The organism is Pseudochrobactrum sp. sp1633 (assembly GCF_030376605.1).
Classification (GTDB): Bacteria; Pseudomonadota; Alphaproteobacteria; order Rhizobiales; family Rhizobiaceae; genus Pseudochrobactrum.
Genome location: NZ_JARRAE010000020.1, coordinates 1 through 24,235, shown reverse-complemented (window position 1 = coordinate 24,235; position 24,235 = coordinate 1). Strand labels below are relative to the sequence as shown.

Here is a 24,235-nt window from a genome sequence, read left to right as displayed (position 1 = left end):
TCATTCCGCCCCCAGCCGGAACCGACCCCTTGAACCTGTAGGTAGTGTTGCGTCTCGAATACGGTGCTGAATGAGCATCGCTAGCATGTGGACAGCGAAGGTGTGACGGAGTTGGTGCGGGCTGATACAGATATTAAATTCAAAAGATTTGCACCGATTAGAGGCACGGGCAAAGATAACCTCCCAAGTGTTGGGCTGCACTGGCATGCCAATTTCTGAAAGCCACAATGCAGCCGGTTCGCTCGGTGTACCATCCTTCTCGCAAATAATGATCCGGCTTCGTTCCTCGGGATCAAGCAGATCGAGTGCTATATCACCGCCATTGAGCAATCGTATATGAGTAGTGTTGCGCTCTCGTCGAACAAAAATTGGTTGAACGATTGATCGCCACAACGAGCGCTGCTGGAATTTTGCGACCGCATAGGAACGTTCAACATCGACATAGGCTCGCACCTGTTCAAGCAGACGGCTAGGTATGAGAATCTGGCGACCACGATCACCTTTAGTCTGAGCATCTGGCAAATCAAGCCATATCTGTCGGCTTGAACGTTGATCAGTGAAAACAAAATCAGACGCGAAAAGGGACGAAGCTTCTTCAAGCCGAAGACCTGTCGTCACTAAAAGATCGGAAAACAGCGAATTGCGAATACCATTGCGATCTCGCGCTCCAGGTCGTGTTCGACCGTCTGGTAGAAGTGTTTTCAAACCGACATCCCGAAAACACCGATAGTCGTCAAGAGTTACAAAACTGACATCTGCCCTGCGCGCAGCTGGTTCATAAGCATCGTTTCGTGCTGTTATCTGAATTCGCTGACCTGCATATCCTTGCCGCCAAACTGATCGATGCGTAAATGGCGCTTGCGTTATTAAACCTTTTTGGACGCCCCATCTATATAGACGATCAAGGCAAGCGACAGCTCGATTCCAAGAAGCTCCGGAGATGCGCTGTTCAGCCACGACACGACGCCGAACACGATGATAGGCAAGAACATCATAACGGTCGGCTTGCCATATAGTCTTTTTACAAGCCTCTGAAAGAAAACGAACCCAAACAAGAACGTCGTAGCCATATGCGCGAAGAGAATGGCGAGAGCGGACGCCATTCAGAGGAAGATCACAGAAAAAGCGATCCAGCTCAGCATCGTAAAGTGCTCCGTTATGCAAAATCATCGGAATATAAGCATCTGGGCCTTCGCTAAATCTGCGTTCCTGAAGAGTGATATTCGAAGCTGTAATTCCCTTGCTCAAAAGCTGCCTAACCTTCCTCTGGCTCCCATCCAGAAAACCAGCTTCAACGAAGGAGTTCAACTTGTCCAGAGCAATTCAGGCCAGCCTCCGCCAGCTATGTGGGAGCGCTTCGGCTGGCCTGAATTGAACATCCTTCACTGCTATTACACCAAAATGAGTAGGGCTCTGGAGGCGGTACAGACTGTCAAGATAAGGCAACGAGCTCTTCGACCGCGTAAGCGTTGGTACCGAAGCGGCCAGACAGATCGCGATCAAGGCGATACTTTGCGCCTGACCAATGACCAATTTCGTGGAGAAGCGACGAGTACAGGTGGACGTCGCTTAAAAAACGCTCCCGGTCGGGCATGAGAATGTCGTCAGGTCCAGGACGATAGCAAGCCTTCGTGCCGCCATAGTGAATGACGGCTCCGGTCTGGCGAACAAAGGTGTCGACGGTTTCATTGTGAGGCACGGGCGCCATCGGCATCGGTTCGGCTGGGCTGTAATAGTCAGTCGGCAGGTTCTCGATCTGCTCTACGTTGAATACCGTGTAGCCCTTGAGATAAGGGATCGAACGGTAGTCATCGGCGTCCTGATCCTTCGGGGTAAAGGTGCCGAATTTGACGACAAGCGATCCACGTTCGCCCTTCCGGACTTGACCGCCGAGATCCTGCGCCTGACGATAGGTGATCCAGGTGGTCTGTTCGTAGCCGTTCATCTGCGCCGCGATCCAGAGCATGAGAACATTGATGCCGCGATAGGCTTCGCCGCTGGATCGGCGGGGGATGATGGAGCTCGGGCGGGTATTTCCGTGCCACGGGCGAACCCAAGGCTTGGTGCCGGCTTCCAGCGCCTCGATGATGAGGTCGGTAATGCGCTGATAGGTGTCGATGACGTTGTTCATGGCCGTCTCCATTCGTTGGTTGACGGCAAAAAACGGAGATAGCCGAGACGAGCCCATGCACCTATTGGCCGCAACGGAAGTGGAGGACCGCGAAGCGGTTGCATTGGGGAGGGGCTATCGCAGCTTGTCCGTCAATCAGCCAACAGGTGGGGCGGCCCAAATATCACCCACCGGAGCAAACGGACCAGATCTCTGCGCGGAAGATGTACCGCTTATCGTTCGCGGTCGTCGGAATCCCGCTCGGGCTGCTTGTGCGTCGACAGCTCTGAAAGCCGGGATGGGACCGCTGCGCTTTTCTGCTCTGGTGACATTCGCTCGACGGCGGGACCATCCGCATTTCTGACCTGATCCGGACGCAACAGGCGGGAGAAGTCAGAACGAGCGGTGAATGTGATTTCGGTGTTGTCATCGGGTAACCGTTCTGGAAGATCAGCGCGATCGACTGCGACAATCCCGTGGTCGGTAACAAGGCTGGCAACGCGGATATCGTGACCGAGAACCTGACCTGAAATCTGTTCGCCCGGCCTGGCGCTGCGCACGTTGTGCTCGAAAGCATTCTCACCGCGCATTTCCAGATCGATGAAAGCAGCTCTTATGGCTTCCTGCCGGTTTGGATCGATCGCGTCTTCAAAGACATGTTTCATAGCTGGACTGGAGGGGTCGTTGGTCGTCGCGATCGACGCTTCGATCATGCGCGGCTTGGTGATGACGGTGAAGTCAACATCATGACCATATTCGCGTCCGATGGATGCTAGCAGTGCCTCCTGCGCCCGTCCGTTTCCTTCTCGGAAGGGGTGCACATAATTCAACTCTGCCAAAACTTTACCGGCGATTTCGGCGAACTGCTCGACCGACAATCCATGCAATATTTCCGGATTCCTGATCGGTCTAAAGGCTTCGTCCAAGCCCATCTCGATGCGCGAGCCGTGAAGAAATGAGCTCCCACCTTTCGACAGATTGCCAATCGGCTCCACCCTCTGGCCATCGACAACAGGGCTTTCATTGCGCGTATGACTGGCCCATTCATAAACATCTTGGAAAATATGGTTATGGATGGCCTTCAGATGTTGCGCATCAAAAGCGCCCTTTGGACCGTCTCCTTCGGCGATTTCAGCCATCCGGAAAGCTGTCGCGCGATATTCTTCGACGCGTAGTTCCTTATGGAACCGGATTCCAAGTTTATTACGCAGCACGTCCCTGCGGTCGGGATCGTCAGATGTGTTTGGATAGGTATAGGAGCCCTTGGGTTCCGTTTCAGCCATAGCGAAGACCAATAAAAAGCCGCCTACTCAAGGCAGGCGGCATCAAATTAAAAAGGATAAGCGTGAGCTATTGCGGTTTGCGGACAACACGCTCTCTGTATTCGTCGCGTGTGATATCGCCCGCGACGTAGGCCGCCGTCGCTGCTTCCAACAGTGGGTCGTGGACATAGCCCTGCCGCATGTTTGCAGCACGCGCCTGATCCGTAGCCTTTTTGCGCTTGGCAACAGCTTCTGGAGATCGATCCGGACGGGGGGCATGAAAGTTCATCTTCAAAACTCCTATTGTGACAACTCCTAGCACAAAATGCGCACAAAATCCAGAAAACAAAGGGATTTCCGAGACTTTCGGTATAGTGCGCCCGGCACTCAGCCGGGCGCTGTTGCGCTATCAATTACGCGGTTCCCATTCGAGAACGGCCTGAAGGCTTGGGTCGTCCTGCCCCCCGAAGCGGCCTAGGTTGGCGTTGTAGTTCAGGCGGCGGATCGAGAGGTTCCGTTTGAAACCTTCGCCATCGGCCTTAGCTTTTCTCCAGATACCACCGACCTCAATATTGAAGCCACGCGGGGACTTGGCGAAAACGCGATGCGTAGGGGCGTCCGGGTTGTCCGAATTGAAGGGCACGACCTCGATGTCGATGTCGTCAGTCAGGGTGGAGATGCGACCTTTGCCGGATGCGGTGTCGAGGTCTTCGCTATCAAACTGGATGAAGTTGGTGATTTCGTTGGTCATGGTATTCACTCCTCTATGTGGTTGCGATGATCGTTCCAAGGCACGGCGGTAAGCAGTGTTGCACCCTTGGGCCGGAGCGCAGCGAAGGAAGGCGAGGGCCGAAAAATTTGTCGCGCGAGGAGCCGCACGCGGGGAAATTTTTCAGGCTTCCGGCTTTGCGGCAACTGCGTCGACGTGCGAACGAGCGTCAAAAGCAACCGAATTAGAGGTGTGCTCTATGCGCCAATATGGCAACTCTTCTCGTTGGCATAGACCGTTGATACAATACCGATTGTGCAACGCATGATAGCCGGATATAGCGCAATTTCAACGGGTCTTGTGTAATAGCGGCAAATTTCTATAACCATAACGGTTCTCCGCTCTGAATATTCGACAATGCCAATTTGGCTATGTTGGAGGGGCTTATCTGGAAGCTTGGGTCCGTCGATATAGATGCGGGCTCTCTACGTCCGCCGCCCATATTCCAAGCAAACGTTCGCGTGCTTCGTTCTCGGCATACCCATATTTGGCAATGTCGATGCCGTGGTTTCGCGGCAAGTAGCGCAACATCGCTTCAGCCTGACCCGCGCGCACCATTGCAATGCCGATATCCGTATTCCCGAGAAAGCACTGACCGACGGACCGGTTATAGCGATCGACGTCAATGATCCGGCAGGACACATGCATGCCGTCGATCATTATGCGAAGGTACCTGCGCGCAACCAAGCCGCACGGCCACGTCTTGCCGTTCACAAAGCCACTCTGCTTCTTTTCGCAAGCGTCGATTGCGGCAATCCGCACGCGCTGTTGTCGTATGCTGATCGTATCGCCATCGATGACGCGGGCGGTTCCGGCAACGGAACCCGACCATTGTTCAGCGGCAGCTAGCCCGACAGTCAGCAGCAGGGCTATCGCGGCGGAGAAAATGCAACGAAAGATCACTGTATACCCTCCATTCCATGTCGGGCAGCAAGCCCGAAAACCGAGCGGGCAAGATGCAATTCGCCGGCAGCGGCGCGCTCTGTCATGGCCCGCAAATAGCCGCCCGGCGACTTCACTTGCCTCTCGTCGAACTTCTGCAGCGTGATTGCGATAGCAATCGCGGCGGCCTGTTCCCCCATCTGATCGACCGCGCGGCGGCGTGCATCTTCGGAAATCCCGGCCATGCGGCAGATTTGCGGGGCGAGACGGGCAAAATCAGTCCAGGTGCGGGGGCGCGATATTCCATAGGTGTTCAGCGCCGGTATTGCCCGTAACAGATCCTGCAGGGCCACTAACGTTTGTGGCGGGTGGTGCGGTTGATTGACTAGGCTCGATTTGCCTCCCAGGCTTTTTTCGAAAGCCCTCTTACTGGCGAAGCCGGTCTTTAAGATACCGAGTTGTTCGGCATAAGCCGAACGCATTTCCTCACTACTATCCTCAAGGGAATAGGGGTTTGTAATCTGTTTGTGCATGTCGTTTCCGGCATGCGGGCATGTCGAATCTTCGTTTCTATCGGAAGACTGATGACGGCCAGGCAGCTGCATCACCCGCTCGACGATCCATTCAATCAAGCTTGTCGCGCGTCGCAGAACAGCGCTTGATGCCTTGCTCGCGATGCCTACTGCTTCGAGAACACGCGCAAAACGCTTCTCGATCATGGCGCGCAGCCGCGCGGGTAGGTCCTCGACGGAGGCGAGCGCGTAACGCAAATTGCGAACGGCGCCGCGATAGCGACGCAGGTTTGCAGTGAGTGCGTTCTTTTCCGCCTTTGCCTGCCGGACCATTCCGTCAAGCTCCGCGAAGCGGGCAATGAGAACGCGTAGATCAATACCGCAAGCGTCGGCAATACTGCCGTCCGCATTTCGGACCGGATAGCGCTTGTAGTTGCCGCTGTCCTGCATGGTGATGACACCGGCGTCAAACAGCCGAGACAACATTCGGCTGACGCGGCCCTCGGATCGGCCGACCTCGAAGGCAAGCGCTGCATTGGATTTGAACACGATCGGTCGTCCGCCCTTGTCATAGCTCTCGGCTGGAGCAGTATTGATCAGGGCCACAAGCAAGTGCGCTTCGATGCCATTGATGAGGCCAAGGCAAGGAAGAGACTGCGCAAGGCCGATCAGCTGGCCACGCGTCACCGATCCGATTTCCGTGGACTGGGCCAGCCGCCGAAACTCGGTTCGTTGTGGTGTCTGTTTGCGGCCAACCTGCCGCGCTGTCTGTAGGGTTTCCCCCATCCTCCTCGTCTCCTTATTGAGGACCAGGCAAAGCTTTCCCGTTCGCCGAAAAGCGTTTTTGTTTGACTTTGGAAGTTGGGAGTGCGATTTATGAAGAACTGAATGTTTGTAATTTGCACCCCGCTTCCGGATTTTTTCGGGAGCGGTTTTTCTTTTATAACCTGGTCAGATTTCTCCTTGAGATGGTTATGAATTGCATCGGATCAATGTTACCGATTTGGCCCTCTCCGACAACCCTAATTGTGCTATACCATATGGACGCTCTTGCTTTTATAGCGGACATTTCGGGATTTTATGGGTATTTCAAGGGAGAAACCGTAGTTATATGGCCGGCGATGCTCCTGGTGCCGTATCAGTCAATTTACCATTTCGGTAACTTTCATAAGCGGCGAGGTTTTCAATCTGTCGCTGCGCGATTCGGGCCTCCGGCAACCCTACAGCGCGATATGAAAGCGCGGGTGCCTCCGGCAACTACGTTCGCTTCGCTCTCTTCGTGTCAATTTGCAGAAAGGAATGAACAGATCCAAACTCTGTTCGCCGGTCACTATTGACATGGACCACAACATGGACCATTTCTTACGCTAAGTATGAACGAAACCCAAAGGAACATGGACCATGCGCGTATCTGTCAGTGACGCGAAAGGACAGCTCACCGAACTGGTTAAGCGGGCGGAAGCCGGGGATGAGGTCATTTTGACTCGTCGCGGCCATGAGATCGCACGCCTTGTAGCCGTTGCGGCAGCGCCCGGCCCCAAGGGCCGACGCGCTTTGATGGAAAGGGTGAGGGCAACGGCAGCGACTAAAGCATTACCCGGGGCTAATGCTGCGCGTAGCCAGGACTTTCTTTATGACGACGATGGGATGCCCGTATGATTGCTGTCGATACATCCGCGCTCATGGCGATCGTGCTCAATGAGCCCAAAGGCGAAGCTTGCATGACGGCAATCGAACAGGCTGATGAGCTATTGATTTCCGCCGGAACAGTTACTGAAGCCCTAATTGTTGCTGCGCGACGTAATGTCGGCGAAGAGGTTGACGCGTTGATTTCCGGGCTCGGCTTCGAAATCGTATCCGTGACAGCCGCTTCCGCACGCCGGGTGGCCAACGCTTACGCCAGATGGGGCAAAGGCATTCACCCAGCCTCGCTCAACTATGGTGACTGCTTTTCCTATGAAGTTGCTCACGAGCATGGCTGTCCATTGCTCTATGTAGGAGATGACTTCGTTCAGACGGACCTGCGCTCGGTTCTATAATGGTTGAGTTCAGCCAAAGCGATATCCGGTTTACCGTAGATGAAGTGTTTCGAACCACTCTGATTTCTTCCAGAAGACAGGGTCGTCCGGAAAACCCTTGTCTTACCCCTTCATTAGTCCTGAAATTGCGCTGCTTCCTGATGATGGCTCTTTTATCGAATTAGCTCTCATATCGAAGACTACAGAACGGAGGGTATCGATATCATCTGCATTGATAGCATGCTGTCCTTTTGCGACCAGCTCATCATGTATTATTTTATTTACGGCATTTGATCTTTCCACGGCGAGTTCTTCGAAAAGTCCTACCCAGAATCCTGGGTTTTTCGCTAGCGACGTAAAGGCAAGCGAACGCGCTTCTTGCAATGACTTAATGCTTTCCCCCAATGCCACTCCGCTATTGTCGTCCAATACAGTGCGAGCATGAGCAGCCAGGCGACCAATCTTCGCAGCGGTAGCTTCATCAATTAAATCACTGTTGAAAGACGATACTCGGTTAGCGAACTCTTCAATGTCGTCTTTGAGCACCAGTCTTACATTGTCAGGCCGGCTTTTAATGTTGCTAATTTCCTGCCGAATGGCTCGACAATCCTCTACGACTGACCGCCTCACGTCGGCATCGTTTGTCAGGGTTAACTGTTCTCTGCGCTTTTCAAAGCGCTTTCTAAGCTCACTTACTTCTTTACCGACCCTTACGCTAAGCGCCTGATCTAGCTTATTGGCCTGCTGCCGGTTTCATGGACATCGAGTTAAGATGCTTCTCGTGAAACCGGAGAATATGAATGTAGAGAAGAATATTCAGTCGCGAATATAAGCTTGAGGCAGTTAAACTGGTCAGAGAACGTGGGGTTGCAGTTGCCCAGGCGGCACGTGATCTGGATGTCCACGTGAGTGTCCTGCGCAAATGGGCTAGGGAATACGACGATGACCCAAGCCAGTCCTTTCCTGGAAAAGGACAGATGAAGCCGGAGCAGCTTGAAATTGAAAAGCTTCGTCGCGAGGTCGCAAAGCTTAAAGCGGAGCGTGATATCCTAAAAAAGGCCGCAGCCTACTTTGCCAGGGACGCGATATGAAGTTTGCGTTTATTGCAAAGCACCGCTCGATCTGGCCGGTGGCATGGCTATGCGAAACGCTAGGAGTTTCTCGTTCAGGCTTTCACGCCTGGTTCAATCGTTCTCCGAGTGAACGTGCACGCTATGATGGAGTGCTGCTGGAAATGATCAAGCAGAGTTTCCAGTCCAGTGACCGCACTTATGGTGCCAGGCGAGTCTGGCACGATATTCTGGCGGAAGGGTTATGCTGTGGTCTTCATCGTATCGAGCGACTAATGCGCTTGAATGCGCTGAGAGCCAGGCCGAGGCGGCGTGGTTTGCCAAAGGATGCCGGTGATCGTGCTGTCATCATGCCAAATGTGCTGGACCGCCAGTTCTCGGCAGAGCGTCCGAACCAGAAATGGGTAGCGGACTTCACCTATATTTTGACGGCAGAAGGTTGGCTGTATGTCGCAGCAGTCATCGATCTGTTCTCACGCCGTGTCGTTGGCTGGTCAATGAATGCCAATATGACGGCTCAACTCGTCACTGATGCACTGATCATGGCGATCTGGCGTCGAGGAAAACCAGATGCGCTCCTGCATCATTCTGATCAAGGAAGCCAATATACGAGCGAGCAGTTCCAGCGTCTCATAGGAGACCAAGGAATTACATGCTCAATGAGCCGATCTGGAAATGTCTGGGATAACGCCGCAATGGAGAGCTTCTTCTCATCGTTGAAAACGGAAAGAACAGCACGGAAGGTATATCGAACGAGGAGTGATGCCAAAGCAGATGTGTTCGATTACATTGAGCGCTTCTACAATCCTAAGCGGCGCCACTCGACACTGGGCTATCTCAGCCCCAATGACTTTGAAACCAAGGTGGGATTAGCTTAACCTCGCGTCCGAAAAACCGGCAGCAGGCCAATTCACTTGTGCTTGAGATGGATCCAATGTGTCCAAGGACATTCAAACGAGAGACCGGTGACAAAGCCAATGCCGATGACAACGTGTCCGAAGTATCGGTAGATTTACGTAGCCGCTTTAACGTATGTTGGGCTGTACGCTCTGGTGTATCTATCAGATAGGATAACTCAGCGCTCAAGCGCTGATTGGGAATAAGAAGAACTCTCCGAGAGTCGCGCAGTAATTGATCGTTAACGTCACCATCCGCTTGTTTTTCGTCATAAGCTTCGGCAACCTGTTCTTTCGTGGCCGACGGATTAATCGACAGGACGACAAAGGGGTTGAGAAGTATATTTGAATTATCGAAGACCGCCACTGCCGCCACCAAAATTAGAACTCACGCCAGCTATTAATTGAACTCTTTTGCATACACTGTATTTGGCCCCAAAATTCCCCTAACAAAAAATACCAAATATTTATAATTTATAATATCATATAATTATAATTAATTATACTACTTTCTATTAATTTAAAGATCACTTTTACTAAAAGTACCTCTTATATTTATGACTCTTATACATTCACCCCCCCCTTCTCTTTCCTGACTGGTAAAACCTAGAATATTAGAATATTATTATGCATAGCTAGCCCCCTAAAACCTTATTTATCAGTGTTTCCTATCGATTCCATCCTGAAAACGAGAGTTTCAGGCCATCGTTTTTTATTTCAACAATTATTTCATGCTTGCAATAAAAAGCAAGCGCCCAATTTGTGACGGCCTAGTCACTGTCCAAGAACGCATTGCCTATGCAGTGGTTTGATTGAAATTTCGGGACCTTTTTACATTGCGGTAACATCAACAACGGTCAAACTCTGCCCACATTCTATCCATAGGCCTCATCAGAGCATCCGACGCGGGGGGATATATGAAATGAACACTAACACCGCAGTCATCGCGAAGCCAATACGCGCGACAGAAAAGGATCTGCGTAGATCCAAGGCAATTGAAGCACTGTTGACACAGCCCCTGGGCGTTTTGCCCAGCGAGACTGGCGATCCGATCCGTTCCGTATCGATCGGCTTCTTTCAGCAGCTTTCGCCTCTCCTCAAGCCTGAAGCCAGCGTTAAGGCTCTTCGTCGTGCGATTGGCGCTTATGTTCGTTCCAAGCGCTACTATCTCAGCTGTAGCCATGAAGGCGCCATGCGTCATGACGGCGACGGCAATCCCGTTGAACCTGTGTCAGATGCTGACAGGCAAAATGCTCATAAGTGGCTGCAAACCTTCATACAGCAAACCAGCCAAGCGCCAGAGCCTGGAATTGTCACCTCCACTGTTCCAGCAGCAGAAAACAAAAGAGATTTGATCCGGGCCTCCCTCCTCGGGAGACTGCGTAGTTGATTTTTTACTCGTAAGGCTGACAAAGCTTATTGAAGCTGTCAAAAGGCGGCATACGTTTCGATGTGCGGTAGCGCTTGGCGATAGAGTTCATGCGTTTTCTGACACTCCTGCGTTCATGAATATTTTGCAAGCACAGTGTTCAATCGTGAGCTGTTTTTGAGGTTTTGCGCGCAATATGGACAAATGAACGACAACCATCCTCCGTCAAAGATCGATTGGATTGGCCAATCATCCTTCAGTCACCGGCGACACGTACGGCTATTCGTCGCCGTTTTTGTCATGTCGATGGCTTTGATCGCCATCATGGTTGTCGTGTACAGTCTGTTGACCTCAAACACGCCACTGCGCGGCATCCTTTAAGAAAGCGGACCACTGCGCACAGTTTGAATGAACTTTAATCACAACAAATAGTTCGCCTTCTGTGGTTTACGAAACACTGAATATCACACCACTCTGACGATCAATGTCCTCAACATCCAGCGATGGCAATCCATGGTCGCTGGAAAGTTTCAGTGCCATTCTTTGCGCGTCCATCGCGGTAGCAATCGCCTGCTTAATGCCCCAGAGTTTTCCGCGCCTCGTCTTATCTGCGCCAGTCATCGGTATAATCGATCCTAACCCTTGTCATTGTGGAATAGTCACCATCTAGTAGTCAGAACGTCGGAAGAGCGAGAGCAGGTCCAACAAACAAATCACCCCTAAACCGATCGTAAGGATTATGCCGAGCGCAAAAAACCCGCTTAGAGCCCAGAAAATGAAGGGGCTGTCGCCGATATAGACGTCAGGTCCCCGGCGATTAATGATCCTACCGTCTTGTATTATGCGCATGAGCCCGTGCACGCCCTCCCAAACCAACCAGAAAATCATTCCCACGACGAGGCCCGAGCCAATTTTGCGGGCAATTTTCGGAGAACGTTTCGCACTCATGCTTGGTAGAGCGCCTGGTTCGCCCTCATCCCGGAAAACAGAAGCTGACTGATTGAAAAGCCCCCTCGCCTTGCCTTCTGGGTCAGAGATCGCAAATAGCCGCCAGGCGAATTGATGGTTGCCAGTTTCTGGAGAATCCAGGCAATAGCGGTCGATGCAGTTTCCGCGCCCATGGAGGATATCGCTTCCTGATAGGCCGAGTGGCTGATGCCGAGGAAACCAGAGACCATTCGTGAAGCATCATGGAGATCACGCCATGAGGCAATCCCGTTTGCACCATATTCGCGGATATCCGGGCATGTTCGAAGCACCTGATCGAGAGAGATTGAAGGAGTAACCTGAACTCGGTCCTCTCTTTCGAGATTCACAGGAACAGTGGCTTCCGAAGAAAACACCTTCAAATCAATCTTTTTGCCATTTTGAGATTCAAAAAGGGATTCTGGCAGGGATTCATTATGCTGCCGCTCAGATTGAGCGACGCTGCCGCTCATTTCCGGAACATTTTCCATATTATTCAAAGCGATAGCTACTTCATCGCCAATAGCGTCAAGATTGGCCTTGATGACGGTCAGTTCGTCGAATGATGCACGGCGCGGAATGGCATCCACAACATGACGGAAACGGACAAACATCTCTTGAAGATCAACACTAAGGTTCCCGGAAATATCGGTGTTGTCTGCAAACGCCGCCGCAATATCTCGTCGTATGACGGATACTTCATCGCGAAGCCGTTTCAGGGCTTTTTGATCACTGAGAACCTGATCCGCAACGGTGGCGATTTCGCAGGCACGATCGAACAAAGGGGCAAAGGAAAAGCCGAAGGCAAGTTCAATGCCCCCTTCCCTATCCTTATGTGCATAGCGTTTGCGGGTTGGGCTGTCCTTACGCGCGATAATCCCTGCTTCAACGAGTGAAGCGAGATGGCGGCGCAATGTTGATTCCGGCATGCCATGGGCGCGCAGCGAAAGCTGACGATTGGATGGGAAAACAACCAGACCGGTTTTCTCATTCATGTCATCGTCAGGGAGAAATGACAAAAGCGAACTGAGTACCGCCAGGCACCGATCATTTAGATCAAAGGCTGACTTGGCCACACAGAGCTGTTTGTAGATCACCCATCTGTTTACCCCACTTCCCTGCTTCTTCGGCAGATCTGGATTTTGGGCAAACAACTTCAATCGCCCACGCAAAGTGGACGTGACAGTCTGCAGAATTTGCATTCCTTCTCACCTTTCAAAAGGCAAAAGAAATCCACCCGCCAAAATGACGTCTATGACTCTTGACACTGATTCATGGAAATGCGATTCTCAGACTTGCTAAAGATCGAGAGAGGCTTCCACGACGGCAACGTTTGGGGGCCTTTTTCTTTTGGTATTAAGCTCCGTTTTTTAGCTTTTCGGCACGTTTGAAATCCTCGTAGAGTGAATCGAGATGGTCGGATAACCATTCTCCGAATAGAACTCCACTTGGGTCGGACAACTCGATAGAGACCTTTTTCACTTTGTTGGTAATGCTGAAGGCTGCGCTATTATCATGTGATCTCCAAGACTTTGATGGCGCAGCAGCTTTTTCGGGACGCACAGTCAACGCTTTGAGGACAGTTATGAATCTATCATCAGTGCTAAGCTCTCTAAATTTTGGATCAGAACAGAGCGTGTGAGCATTTTCCGACCGCTTGCTATCATCAAGCAAATCGGCGAGTTCTTGCCAGCGACGCCGACCAGCTGCAGGAGCAGGCCCTATCTTTCTAATAAGATCGTCAGGCACGCGCTTGGCAACTGAAATGAGCTTTGAAAGCTCGCCTTTGTCTAGCGAAACTGCTTGTCCGATAATGTCACGCGAAAAGCCTTTATTCTCCAATCCGTATGCGAAGAGCGCCTTCTCGATGTAACTCAGATCTTTTCGGGCTGTATTCTCTACACCTTGTGCAATGACCAACTGCTCATCGCTCAATGTACGAACTACCGCCCGCACCTTCTTTCTAAGTAGTCGAAGGGCCGCCAAACGTCGATGGCCATAAGCGACCTGGAAGTGCTCAGGTTTTAAAGGGTGCTGTCGAACAAGAATGGGAACTTCTTGGCCATTTGTTAAAATGGATTGCACAAGTTCATCGCTCTCATCCAGGTTGCTGTCTAGACGATCACGAATAAATGAGCCTTCGATCAAATCTGTGTCGAGTTCTAAAACTGTTTCTCCCGCCGCTAGAGCTTCATGAAGTGCCTTACTTTCGTTCTCCATGCGATCAAGGGCTAGCCCCATAGTTCTAACCGAGCCAGCTAATACGCGTTTCTCTGTATGAGATGCGTTTTCCGAGTTGGCCATGGCCAACTCGTCAGACTTGTCGTCTTGTGATGCTTCATGCGCAGTGGTGGCAATGATGTCAGCGAGCATACTCTTGCGGCTCATGATCTCCCCCATGCTTTCTGTATTCCGGTGAGAATTTCACTGTTGACTGCATCTAATGACTCGATAGCTCGATCATATGTTTGACGCCGAACCTGGCCTTTTTCTATTTCGTACAAGGTCTGTTTGCTGAGACCGGCATCCGAAATCGCCGTTGATTTAAGTACCGTCGCAGCAAGAACTTCTTCGCCAAATAGGCTTCTCAGGAGCCCGACGATCTGAGCCTGAGGGCCGTCATGAGGTTCGTGTCGAGTGATAACGTACTTGATCATGTCGTGCTGAAGTTCACCGCCTGCTTTGTGCACAACGGAAAGCAGATCTGATGTCATCAGAAGGAATTGCGACATCGAAGCTACGTCTACCATTTGCGGGTGAACGGTAATTAGGATGCTAGTCGCGGCACAAACGGCACCGAGCGTCAGATATCCAAGCTGTGGCGGACAATCGATAACGACGATATCATAATCCGCTTCCACTTCACTGAGCGCATTCCCTACGCGCTTAAAAAATATATCGGTGTTAGAAGTCTTGCGTTCCAGAAGCGCCGTTGGCGTTTCGTGTTCAAACTCCATTAATTCGAGATTGCCTGGAACCAGATCTAGTCCGGTAAAGTATGTCTTGCGGATGATATCTTTCATCGGTCGTTTTTGATCGTCGTAGCGGATTGCACCATAAAGTGTATCGCCATCATCAAGGTCGAACTCGGGTTGAATTCCAAGCATAGTTGAGAGTGAAGCTTGCGGATCAAGATCGACGGCCAGAACGCGATATCCTTGCAAAGCTAAATACTGTGCAAGATAGATGGTCGTCGTCGTCTTGGCGCTGCCGCCCTTGAAATTAGACACTGCGATAGTTTGCAGCTTTTCGCCCGGCTGGCGGCGCGGGAGATAACTCAAAACGTCCTTCGGTTTCGCATTTGCCATATACTCTCGTAGTTCATTCACCTGAGCGAGTGTGTAGGAGCGGCGGCCAGAAGAAGATTGTTCAGGTATAGGTCCTCGCCCCTCATTTGATAGGGTACGAAGAAAACCATCGGACACGCCAACTAGCTGTGCTGCCTCTCCAGAAGTGAACGTCCGGAGAAGCTTTTCTGCTGTCGGTGGGAACAATCTCTCACGCAGCAGCTGCAATTGCTTAGACAGCTGTTTTGCATGTCGCTGAATGCGCGCATCGGACGAAAGTTGCGCAAAAGCGCTTTTGTCTTGTAGCATCGAATAACTCCTGTCGATGCGCTTTATAAGCAGAAATTGTGAATAATCCGTATCCAGTTTTACATGATTCGTAAACCATAGCAAATCGTAATGATTTCAGCAGGTTGAGCTTGATGAAAAATGAGTTGGCCATGGCCAACCTTCAATTTCCGATGCAAATAATTATTGTTGGCCATGGCCAACTTTTATAATCAACACCAAAATGATGCCCCGCGATATCGATTTTGCGCGAAGTCAGTCTTACGTCCGTTCGCTTAAGGTCGTGGTTGAATGACGATCTCCACGCCAATCGCATTCTAGTGCGTATAGTTGTGGGGCTCTTCTGTCTCTCCGACGAACTTGGCACGTTCTAAGATTGCGCTTGAGCTCGGGGTTGTTTCCTTGTTGATGGCAGCGAGAATGCTGACTGGAAGGCATCCGGCATCTCGGTTCGAAAAATTGAAGTTCTCCACAAAGCGATTATCGCCGTGAGCAATGGCTTCGGCCTTCTTCGAAGCTCCATTGATGTCGATCTGTATCAGCCCCTCCTTTTAACAGGGTATGATTGATGACTACGATAGCCATGCAGGGGCCTTCGATCTGCAAATTGCAACGTTCCATTATATGGCTGCTGAAGGCTCGAATGTTGAATATCCGCGTATAATCCGTCGGCGATTGTTAAGACGGATAGTCAAGAACAGCAACTCGCTGCTTTTCGCAATAAGGCCTCGAAAGAAGTTGATGGACCTTTGTCTCGCGGCGTGTTTTTGCCGGCCACAGCGATCGCCAGCCGTATCGTCAAAGCGGGACGCACCGTCGAGGTGGTCAGCCGTGCCCCCGCCAGGACCCGGGCGCTGGCCGACAAACGGACAGCCGGTGCGACCACGGGGACCTATGGCGCCACGCCGGCGGGCGACATCGTCATCCTTGCCGTGCCGTATTCCGGTGCGGCGGCAGCGGTAGCTGACTATGGAAGCGCGCTCGACGGCAAGACGATCATAGACATCGCCAATCCGGTTGCCCCCGACCTCTCGGGCCTCGTCACCTCCCACGACAGTTCTGGTGCGCAGGAGATGGCCAGGATCGTCGCCGCCGGTGAGAGTGTCGTTAAGGCGTTCAACACCATCTTTGGTCACATTCTTGCTAAGGGCGGCCCGCTCGACGCATTCAACGCGGCCGACGATGCGGAGGCAAAGGCGCGCGTCCAACGTTCCTCGAAAGTCTCGGGCTGCGTCCGTTCGATGTCGGCGGCCTGCACATGGCCAGACGCTGGAGGCGCTCGGCCTGATGATGATCGGTCTGGGCAAAAACGGGGTCGGATCCTGGGACTTCGCCATGAACGTCGATATTGGCTGAGGCGGCGACACGCATCTCGTGCCGCCCAGCACAACGCTCATGATCCTTTCCACGGGTCGTCCTAAAGCAGATCACAATCTATTGCTGATCTCCAAAAATTAGTTTGAATCTGATTTGCGACCCGAAAGGGTCTCTCAGAGCCTTAAGTCGTCACCACAACCCGGCCAAATCGACACTGCGTTTACGGCGTTGACGACATAAATTGCGTAAGTTCGCTGTTGGTAATCACGACATAGTCGCAATACCCCATGTGATATCATTCATTCAACACGCTGGCCCCAGTTCGATTTCTTCAGCGAAGATACAATTACTTGTGCGGGAACCGCTTGGGAATAAAGAAAGCCCTGCCCAAGTTTACAGCCCATCTCTTGCAGTCGTACGGCCTGTTCCCGCGTTTCTACCCCCTCTGCAATGCAATCAATACGAAGCCCCTTTGCGATATGCAAAACTCCCTCAATTATGCCATCCCCCGCGATGTCCAATCCAATATGTTCTACAAAAGATTTATCGATCTTGATGATATCTAGAGGGACGGTGAGCAAATGCGTTAGCGAAGCAAAACCTGTCCCAAAGTCATCGAGAGCTACTTTCACGCCCATTGAGCGAAGGGTTTCGATCTCTTCTGCTATTCTCTCGTCTTTGCGTCCAATGAAAAAGGACTCGGTCAGTTCGAGTACAACTTTATTAAGGGGGACACCGTGGGCCGTGAAACTAGATTGTAAAAATCTGCTGACAGTACCCTCTCGAATATCGACCGCAGAGACGTTTATTCCGACGTGCGCGATGTCGATGCCTTCGTCTGACCAAATCGATAAATCACGCGCGATCAGGCTGATCATTCGGCTTGTAAGTGCATTTGCAGCCTGAACATCTGCAGTAGCCTCGTGGAATTGCGATGCGGAGAGTACGGAGCCCTCCTCAGTCCGGATCCGTGCAAGCGCCTCGACGCCGACTATCTCTTGCGTGGCAAGGCGAATGATCGGTTGATACCACGCCTCGACGCGATTATCGCGTATGGCTCTCACAACCATTCGAATTTTCTCGCGCCTTTGAGAAATGGCGGTGGACATCGATTTCTCATAAAGCACAAAGCTGCCTCGAGAGATCTCCTTGGCATGATGAAGCGCCAGGTCGGCCTGACGGTAAAGCTCTTCAGTCGATTGCCTGTGTTGGGTTCTTTTAGCGACGCCAATCGTTATTGAAGGAGAAATGATACTGCCATGGCATGGGGCAGGTTGAACAATGGTGCCAAATATTTGCTTTAGGATCGTTTCTAGATTCTTAGAAGAGATCGATCTGACACACACCGCGAATTCATCGCCGCCTAGTCGATAAACCTCCAGTTTTGGATTTAAAGCTGCTAATCTGTGTGCAACAGTTTTAATTAAATCATCGCCAGCTGCGTGTCCAAAGGTATCGTTAACGACCTTGAGATTATCAATATCAATTAAAAGTAGCGTTAGCGGCGCGTCAGTAACCATGTTACTGACATTGCTGAAGGCTGCCCGGTTTCCCAAGCCGGTAGTGATATCGGTGAACGCAAGGTGACGCTCTTTCTCTCGACGTTCATGATGCTCCAGCACGATCATGCACAATGGCAAACATCCCTCTATGATGCTTTGCTCCAGTGCAGTCGGTTGCCGCGATTGCTTGTAATAAAGAGCAAGCGTGCCGATTACGTCGCTTGTCGTGCCGAATATCGGGCTTGACCAGCACGCTTTCAAGCCGTGCGGTAAGGCCAACTCCTTGTATTGTTCCCAACGAGGGTCCGTTGATATATCGAGAACAGCGATTGATTTTTTGTAATAGGCAGCAGCACCACAAGAACCGCCTTTTGTTCCAATCTTGGTGCCCTCCAAAGATTGAGAATAAGAAACCGGCAAACTGGGGGAGGCCGCGGGATGCAGCCGCCCTGCCTTGTCCACAGTCAAAACACTGACGATCGCGTCTGGTAATAGGTTTTCCACCTCCCGACACAAGGCTTCAAGGGTAGTCTCCAGCGAAACTCCCCTCGCGACCATTTTCAAAATGACATTCTGGAGCTCAAGGAGCATGTTCCCCCCAATATTTCGATGCAATAATAGGCGGAAAATAAGTAAAAACAACTCGCTTCGAACAGCCCGATCGACTGTTATTCAACATTCTCCTGAACCGTATCAGGATTGCCGGAGGCTGTTTGGTTTGAGTCATGCAGCCATAGCATGGTCGGTTGTCAGTCTGCCTGGTTAAGCGGAGACATTTCCATTGAATTGATAGTACTACTCGTTTTCCAGGATTACCGGAATTTGCCCAATTGCCTGGAATATATTGATCGTGCTCGTCGTTCGTTTGTCATGTTCAGCAAGCATGACAGCCGAAATAGAGAACCGGAACTCGGTGACTTCAAAAACGGGGTAGGGCAGCAAGGAGGGCGTTTGGCCGAATGATCCGTCAGGCGCTTAGCGACGAATGAGACCAAAACGATGGGTTTCATCCAAAATATGACGAACGGGGGAGGGCAGCCATTGCTGCCCGCCATATACCGGGCTTAAAATAGAGTTACCGATTTTCGGCTTCAAATCAATAACCTCCGATAACTATCCATCATGTCTGAGTACGCTACCACAAGCAACTATGTCCAGCTCGGCATTGCCAAGTTGTTTGAGCCTGGCGTTTCCGGTATCAATATGGCATGAAATTACCCAGCTCCTTTCCCCGGTTGAAGGGGTTTCGTTTTCCTCGTGAAATTATTGGCTACGCTGTCTGGACCTATCACCGATTTGCGTTAAGCACGGCCGATGTGGAAGATCTTCTCGCTGAGCGTGGCGTGCTTGTCGGTCGGGAAACCGTTCGCGTCTGGATTAATCGCTTCGGCCGCCATTTTGCCGACTGTATCCGCAGGGACCGACCAAGGCCGAATGATAAATGGCACATTGATGAGGCCGTCATCTCTATCGGAGGAAAGAAGTATTGGCTTTGGCGGGCAATTGATGCGGACGGCGATGTTCTTGATATTCTGGTTCAAACACGTCGTAACACCAAGGCTGCCAAACGCTTTTTCTCCAGACTGGTGAAGCAATTCGGTCAACCATGTGTCGTCGTGACGGATAAGCTGCGCAGTTACATTAAGCCAATACAAAATCTTTCACCAGATGCGGATCATCGGGCTCATAAAGGCCTGAATAACGCCATCGAAGTCTCGCATAGGCCAACGCGAAAACGGGAAAAGATATTTGGGCGGTTCAAGTCAGCGCGACATGCGCAAAGGTTCCTTGCCGCTCACGATCAGATTAATCTGATTTTCCGTCCACATCGCCATAAACTCACAGCTTGTTCCTACCGCCATGCACGTATCGATGCATTTGCATTATGGCACGACTACACTGCTGAAATGAACGCATGAGCAAAAGCTCAACGGGGTCGTGCCGCCTACCTCAAATAACTTGGCAATACCTACGGATGGTATCGACGGATCTGAGGAGAATGCAGGGGCGTTCATCGATGGGACGACGGCGAGGCGCATTCTGGAAAATGGCATGGATGCAAGAGACATGCTCTCACGGCACGATAGCTATTCTGTTTTTTCGATGCTGAATGATCTGTTCGTGACTGGACCAACAGGGACGAACGTCAACGATTTAAGGGCAATCCTGATCCTGCCACAGCAGAGATAGGTGGCATGCCAGCAGCCCTTGCGGATCATATGCGCCACTTCAATGCCGATATCACTGAGGATCAGGTGCTTCCGCTCATAGCCGACGGACTGATCGATCGCGTGCTTGATGATTGCTGTCCGCTGTTCCCGGGCTATTATCTCTATTACCCGAGCCGCCGGCAGCATTCCTCCGGGCCTCCGGGTTTTCCATGCTGATCCAAGCTCTACGCTTCCGGGGCTAAAGCAATCGTGACGCGCGTCCGCTGCGCCGCTTGGCATTGTTGTAATAGTCGGATGCCTGCTGCACGGAGCGATGGCGTGATTGTTCCATCGCTTCCGGGAGCGGAATGCCACGATTGGCCGCTTCGGTGAGATAGCCGGAGCGCAGCCCGTGCGCCGAAAACGCCTTCGGATCGAGACCGGCGCTCGCGGCCCGTGCTTTGACGATTGCATTGACCGTTTGGGCATCGATTGCCTGGCGTCCGACATTGTTCCATCGATCGACGGCGCGAAACAGACTGCCGCTTTCGATCTTCGCCGCTGCAATCCATGCATGGAGCGCGTCGACGGGGCGACCGGTCAGATAGACGACCTCGTCTTGCTCGGCACTGGCCGTCTTGGTGCGCCCGAGGCGGATCGACAAAGAGGGGAGGGGGCTGCCATCCTTGTCGATTACGGGCTCTTCCAGGGTGAACTGTTCCAGTGCGAGGCGTGCGACCTCGCTGCGCCTGCGGCCGCCAGAGGCAAAAGCGACCATCAGGATGGCCCGATCGCGCAGCGTGCGCAAATCGTCGCCAACACAGGTTTCCAGAAGTTTCGTCATGATGTCGCCGGTAATGGCCTGCGCACTCTTGCGGCTGCGCGGACGATTGGTGGCACGCACGGCAAGACGCAGAGCGGATTTGACGCACGGTGACGAAAACGATCCGTCCAGCCCGCGCCAGCGGGTCAATGTCGACCAGTTGGACAGACGCCGCCGCACAGTTGCCGGTGCATGCGGTCCGGATGCGCGCAAAAAACCCTGGCTGCGCAATGCCTCTTCCACGCCGGCTGGCATGCCGTGATCGGGATCGATCTCGCGTTGTTGGTGTCGCCACAGATGATGGGCGATGAATTTCAGCAACAGGGCTTCGGGCGCCGGGAAGGGCAGGGGGCTACCGGTTGCGGCCAGCGACCAGGCTTCGAGATAGCCCAGATCCGAGGTCAGCGCGCGGAGCGTATTTTCGCCCATGCCTTCCTTGACCAAATGGCGCAGCGTTTCGACATCCTCATCGGCCAAAATGCCTGCCAGCATGTCGCGCCGGTTCATCGGCAGGACGGCGGCAATCGTGTCGAGTGTTTCGGCGCGTCCTTCGACGGCGGAGACGGGCGCTGATGGCACGAGCAAAACTCCTTGATTGGCCGGAAAGCGGGCTTTCTGCGGCACGGCTTTGCCCCGACTTTCACTGATTTGCGGCTTCAAATCAATCACCATCGATACTGTATAATTATCGAAAGTCATAAGCCCAACCCAAGGCCATCATCAGTGCCGGACATTAAATAGATAGTGGATTCCGTTTAAGACTTCATTTATCATAAATTCAATGCGTTACGATCTCGACCAATTGCCTCTGAAGACCCTGCTATCGCCGTTGGCCCGCGCCAGTGAAGCCCTGGCGCGGCTCGACGAGCGGCTTGCCCATTCATCTGTTGGCAGGGGGCTGATCGAACGGCTTCATTTTGCCGACGCCTGCGCCTCGCTGTGGCTCGATGGCGAACTGGTCGAGATGGAAGATCTGGTGCTGCATGAAGCAGCCCGCGATATCCGCTCGCCCAGTCACGCGCTGACCATTGCCCGCGACGTGTTGCAGACAAGGCGGCGCATTGCCGCGCAGGCGCCGGACTGGGCACTGAGCCCGAACGGTTTGCGCAGCCTGCGACAGGCGGGGCAGGCGTGGCCTGCATACTCTCCTGGGGACGGCGGCACCATTGCGGAGAGCGAAAACGTCGCGGTGTCCGATGCGGCGGTCGATCGGCGGGATCAGGACGGGGAGGCGAGAAAAAATCGTCTGGATGACGGACTGGATCTGCCCGGCATCGATCTCGACGCCATTGACGCGGTACTGGCACGGTCCGAAGACGTTCTCGTCAAAGCGAGACAGCCGCATCGGTTTCCGAAACCCGAGGCCGACGCGCTGATCCGCGATCCCAACTGGGATGAAGACGAACGGCTCGACGAATGGCGAACCGTGTTGCGGTCGATCCGCGATCTGCCGCCGGTGTTACAAGCCGTCCTGGCGCTCGATGCCTGGAACGAGCTTGCGGTTTTGCAGCGGGCGCCGTGGCTGGGCCGTTTGTTGGCCGCCTCCTTGCTCCGGCGCGAGGGGCTGACAAGCCAGGCGCATCTCTTGGCCTTCAATGCCGGCCTGAAAACCATCCGCGTCGAACGGCGGCGTCATCGCCATTTCGAAACCCGGTTGCACGCTAGTCTCGAGGGGCTGATTGCCGGTATCGAGCTCGGGTTCAAGGAGCATGACCGGCTACTACTGGCGCGGCAGATGCTGGAACGGCGGCTTACCGGCCGCCGCGCTTCGTCCAATCTGCCGGGGCTCATCGAGCTGGTGCTGGCGAGACCGCTGGTTTCGGCTGGCATGATCGCGGCAAAGCTCGATATCACGCCCCGCGCAGCCCTTCGCCTGGTCGAAGAACTCAGCTTACGCGAAATGACCGGCAGGGGGCGGTTTCGCGCGTGGGGTATTCTTTAGTGAATTTATGTGGCAGACAGCACGCGATATCGGCCTGCAGACCCATATCTTTTGTGAAGATATGGCCGGTCATCCCGGATGAGTGTCGCCTTAGTGCGACAGTGCTCCGTAAAAATGTACCGAGGGAACAGGCATCCAGAATTCGCCATCAGGACGTCAAGCGCTTGTACGAATCTGCTGTCAGAGAGCTGGCGGCAAGTCGCGACCCGGCAGACAGATATTGGGCACACAAGGTGAATCAGTTTACGGAAGCGATGCCAGCGCCAATGTTTGCTCGGAATCTATACAAGGATGCCCTGGAACATCAGCTCGCAGCCAAGCTGGGGCGCGATCAATCCGGGCGAGAGGAAACGCGAGGCGGACCGGATAAATAGATGCGCAAGGTGGTTTTCGCTTGGCTGTCTTGACGTGGTGCAACGTATGCGATACGTGTATCGCATTAATGGCGGAGAGATAATCATGGCTATTTCGATTAGGCTACCTCACGATGTCGAAGCGCGCCTGAACGATCTTGCATCACGAACCGGTCGTAGCAAAACGTTTTATGTTACCCAAGCCATCGTTGATCACATTGAGGATCTGGAAGATCTCTACCTGGCAGAACAACGATTGGCCGACGTTAGAAATGGAAAGTCTGATGTCGTAGGCATTGAGGAACTGATGCTGCGTTATGGTCTGGCGGATTAAATTTGAGCGTTCAGCTGAGCGGGAACTGTCGAAACTGGACAAACAGGTAGCAAAACGCGTCTTGGTTTTTCTGCATGGGCGCGTGGCAATGCTGGAGGATCCGCGTAGCATAGGCGAAGCTTTAAAAGGCTCTTCGCTCGGGAGTTTCTGGAAATATCGGGTGGGGGACTATCGTGTGATCGCCAGTATCGAGGATGCCGAATTGTGCATTCTTGTCGTACGGATAGGCAACCGTAGGCAAGTATATCGTTGAGCAGGTGCGCGCGAAATCCCGCCAACAGCATCGGTTGCAACAAAGTTGGAATTGTACCTGCTTTCCAGATGTGGTCCATTGATACCGCATCTGGTTCCACTGCATGCCAGACTGTTGATTGCCGCTGAGAAG

General features: G+C 52.6%; 23 protein-coding genes and 2 pseudogenes. 10 read left to right on the top strand and 15 right to left on the bottom strand.

The genetic code is table 11. The features are described from left to right. The 7 genes and pseudogenes from P8H26_RS16030 to repC (P8H26_RS16000) all read right to left on the bottom strand — a co-directional run bounded on the left by P8H26_RS16030 (position 1) and on the right by repC (P8H26_RS16000) (position 6,321). Positions 1 to 1,248: a site-specific integrase gene (locus tag P8H26_RS16030; protein ID WP_289634199.1), complete on the bottom strand. Its 1,248-nt coding sequence runs from the start codon at positions 1,246 to 1,248 to the stop codon at positions 1 to 3. A gap of 193 nt (positions 1,249 to 1,441) precedes the next feature. Next, a pseudogene (locus tag P8H26_RS16025) lies at positions 1,442 to 2,131 on the bottom strand (ArdC family protein); the annotation flags it as partial. A 212-nt stretch (positions 2,132 to 2,343) separates the two neighbouring features. Further along, positions 2,344 to 3,393, bottom strand: coding sequence for a Fic family protein (locus P8H26_RS16020; protein ID WP_289634198.1), 1,050 nt, complete (start codon positions 3,391 to 3,393; stop codon positions 2,344 to 2,346). 67 nt (positions 3,394 to 3,460) lie between these two features. Continuing rightward, entirely contained in the window at positions 3,461 to 3,661 is a 201-nt protein-coding gene (locus P8H26_RS16015) for an antitoxin VbhA family protein (protein ID WP_105529505.1), read from the bottom strand. A 120-nt stretch (positions 3,662 to 3,781) separates the two neighbouring features. Further along, positions 3,782 to 4,123 carry a DUF736 family protein gene (locus P8H26_RS16010; protein WP_289634197.1) on the bottom strand — a complete coding sequence of 114 codons (342 nt, stop codon included), beginning with the start codon at positions 4,121 to 4,123 and terminating at the stop codon, positions 3,782 to 3,784. 402 nt (positions 4,124 to 4,525) lie between these two features. Beyond that, a complete protein-coding gene (locus P8H26_RS16005) occupies positions 4,526 to 5,044 on the bottom strand; it encodes a thermonuclease family protein (protein ID WP_374708314.1) in 519 nt (172 codons plus the stop codon). Beyond that, the gene (gene repC, locus P8H26_RS16000; RefSeq protein WP_289634196.1) at positions 5,041 to 6,321 is read right to left on the bottom strand and encodes a plasmid replication protein RepC; all 1,281 of its coding nucleotides are present in this window, start codon (positions 6,319 to 6,321) and stop codon (positions 5,041 to 5,043) included. The genes P8H26_RS16005 and repC (P8H26_RS16000) overlap by 4 nt, the downstream gene beginning before the upstream one ends. A 615-nt stretch (positions 6,322 to 6,936) precedes the next feature. On the opposite strand from repC (P8H26_RS16000), the gene P8H26_RS15995 reads away from it, so the two are divergent. Together P8H26_RS15995 and P8H26_RS15990 are read left to right on the top strand one after the other, a co-directional pair. Continuing rightward, the gene (locus P8H26_RS15995) at positions 6,937 to 7,194 is read left to right on the top strand and encodes a type II toxin-antitoxin system Phd/YefM family antitoxin (RefSeq protein WP_011983080.1); all 258 of its coding nucleotides are present in this window, start codon (positions 6,937 to 6,939) and stop codon (positions 7,192 to 7,194) included. Next, positions 7,191 to 7,574 carry a type II toxin-antitoxin system VapC family toxin gene (locus P8H26_RS15990; RefSeq protein WP_151664499.1) on the top strand — a complete coding sequence of 128 codons (384 nt, stop codon included), beginning with the start codon at positions 7,191 to 7,193 and terminating at the stop codon, positions 7,572 to 7,574. Before P8H26_RS15995 ends, P8H26_RS15990 begins: the two co-directional genes overlap by 4 nt. 102 nt (positions 7,575 to 7,676) lie before the next feature. Here the strand turns inward: P8H26_RS15990 and P8H26_RS15985 are convergent, their stop codons facing one another. Next, entirely contained in the window at positions 7,677 to 8,099 is a 423-nt protein-coding gene (locus P8H26_RS15985; RefSeq protein WP_289634195.1) for a hypothetical protein, read from the bottom strand. 266 nt (positions 8,100 to 8,365) lie between these two features. Between P8H26_RS15985 and P8H26_RS15980 the strand changes: the two genes are divergently transcribed. Together P8H26_RS15980 and P8H26_RS15975 are read left to right on the top strand one after the other, a co-directional pair. After that, positions 8,366 to 9,501 (top strand): IS3 family transposase gene (locus P8H26_RS15980; RefSeq protein WP_289634210.1). Its coding sequence is split into 2 segments (ribosomal slippage): positions 8,366 to 8,603 and positions 8,603 to 9,501, totalling 1,137 coding nucleotides; the frame shifts between segments, so codons are not numbered across the junction. A 940-nt stretch (positions 9,502 to 10,441) separates the two neighbouring features. Continuing rightward, positions 10,442 to 10,909, top strand: a complete 468-nt coding sequence (locus tag P8H26_RS15975) for a ProQ/FINO family protein (protein WP_289634194.1) — start codon at positions 10,442 to 10,444, stop codon at positions 10,907 to 10,909. A 426-nt stretch (positions 10,910 to 11,335) separates the two neighbouring features. On the opposite strand, the gene P8H26_RS15970 is transcribed toward P8H26_RS15975, so the two are convergent. The 4 genes from P8H26_RS15970 to repA form a co-directional block, all read right to left on the bottom strand. Next, a complete protein-coding gene (locus tag P8H26_RS15970; RefSeq protein WP_289634193.1) occupies positions 11,336 to 11,509 on the bottom strand; it encodes a hypothetical protein in 174 nt (57 codons plus the stop codon). Between the two features lie 323 nt (positions 11,510 to 11,832). Beyond that, positions 11,833 to 13,056, bottom strand: coding sequence for a plasmid replication protein RepC (gene repC / locus P8H26_RS15965; protein WP_289634192.1), 1,224 nt, complete (start codon positions 13,054 to 13,056; stop codon positions 11,833 to 11,835). A 154-nt stretch (positions 13,057 to 13,210) separates the two neighbouring features. Then, positions 13,211 to 14,242, bottom strand: a complete 1,032-nt coding sequence (gene repB, locus P8H26_RS15960) for a plasmid partitioning protein RepB (protein ID WP_289634191.1) — start codon at positions 14,240 to 14,242, stop codon at positions 13,211 to 13,213. Further along, positions 14,239 to 15,450: a plasmid partitioning protein RepA gene (gene repA / locus P8H26_RS15955; RefSeq protein ID WP_289634190.1), complete on the bottom strand. Its 1,212-nt coding sequence runs from the start codon at positions 15,448 to 15,450 to the stop codon at positions 14,239 to 14,241. The genes repB and repA overlap by 4 nt, the downstream gene beginning before the upstream one ends. Before the next feature lie 728 nt (positions 15,451 to 16,178). On the opposite strand from repA, the gene P8H26_RS15950 reads away from it, so the two are divergent. Continuing rightward, on the top strand, positions 16,179 to 16,850 hold the full coding sequence (locus P8H26_RS15950) for an NADPH-dependent F420 reductase (protein ID WP_289634189.1): 672 nt from the start codon (positions 16,179 to 16,181) through the stop codon (positions 16,848 to 16,850). Positions 16,851 to 17,045: 195 nt separating this feature from the next. Here P8H26_RS15950 and P8H26_RS15945 read toward each other — a convergent pair whose 3' ends face one another. Continuing rightward, a complete protein-coding gene (locus P8H26_RS15945; RefSeq protein ID WP_289634188.1) occupies positions 17,046 to 18,839 on the bottom strand; it encodes an EAL domain-containing protein in 1,794 nt (597 codons plus the stop codon). 617 nt (positions 18,840 to 19,456) lie between these two features. On the opposite strand from P8H26_RS15945, the gene P8H26_RS15940 reads away from it, so the two are divergent. Beyond that, on the top strand, positions 19,457 to 20,167 hold the full coding sequence (locus tag P8H26_RS15940) for an IS6 family transposase (protein ID WP_289634187.1): 711 nt from the start codon (positions 19,457 to 19,459) through the stop codon (positions 20,165 to 20,167). Between the two features lie 40 nt (positions 20,168 to 20,207). Continuing rightward, positions 20,208 to 20,438, top strand: a pseudogene (locus P8H26_RS15935) (MOFRL family protein); the annotation flags it as partial. On the opposite strand, the gene P8H26_RS18110 reads toward P8H26_RS15935, so the two are convergent. Further along, complete coding sequence (locus P8H26_RS18110; protein ID WP_308446685.1) at positions 20,336 to 20,605, bottom strand: hypothetical protein; 270 nt, start codon at positions 20,603 to 20,605, stop codon at positions 20,336 to 20,338. The pseudogene P8H26_RS15935 and the gene P8H26_RS18110 sit on opposite strands and share 103 nt — an antisense overlap. Before the next feature lie 52 nt (positions 20,606 to 20,657). Then, positions 20,658 to 21,728, bottom strand: coding sequence for a site-specific integrase (locus P8H26_RS15925; protein WP_374708316.1), 1,071 nt, complete (start codon positions 21,726 to 21,728; stop codon positions 20,658 to 20,660). 265 nt (positions 21,729 to 21,993) lie between these two features. Between P8H26_RS15925 and P8H26_RS15920 the strand changes: the two genes are divergently transcribed. The 3 genes from P8H26_RS15920 (at position 21,994) to P8H26_RS15910 (ending at position 24,103) form a co-directional block, all read left to right on the top strand. Beyond that, on the top strand, positions 21,994 to 23,163 hold the full coding sequence (locus P8H26_RS15920) for an RHE_PE00001 family protein (protein WP_289634208.1): 1,170 nt from the start codon (positions 21,994 to 21,996) through the stop codon (positions 23,161 to 23,163). Positions 23,164 to 23,622: 459 nt separating this feature from the next. Further along, on the top strand, positions 23,623 to 23,850 hold the full coding sequence (locus tag P8H26_RS15915) for a DUF6290 family protein (protein ID WP_025091205.1): 228 nt from the start codon (positions 23,623 to 23,625) through the stop codon (positions 23,848 to 23,850). After that, positions 23,834 to 24,103, top strand: coding sequence for a type II toxin-antitoxin system RelE/ParE family toxin (locus P8H26_RS15910; RefSeq protein WP_025091204.1), 270 nt, complete (start codon positions 23,834 to 23,836; stop codon positions 24,101 to 24,103). The genes P8H26_RS15915 and P8H26_RS15910 overlap by 17 nt, the downstream gene beginning before the upstream one ends. Positions 24,104 to 24,235 lie beyond the last annotated feature (132 nt).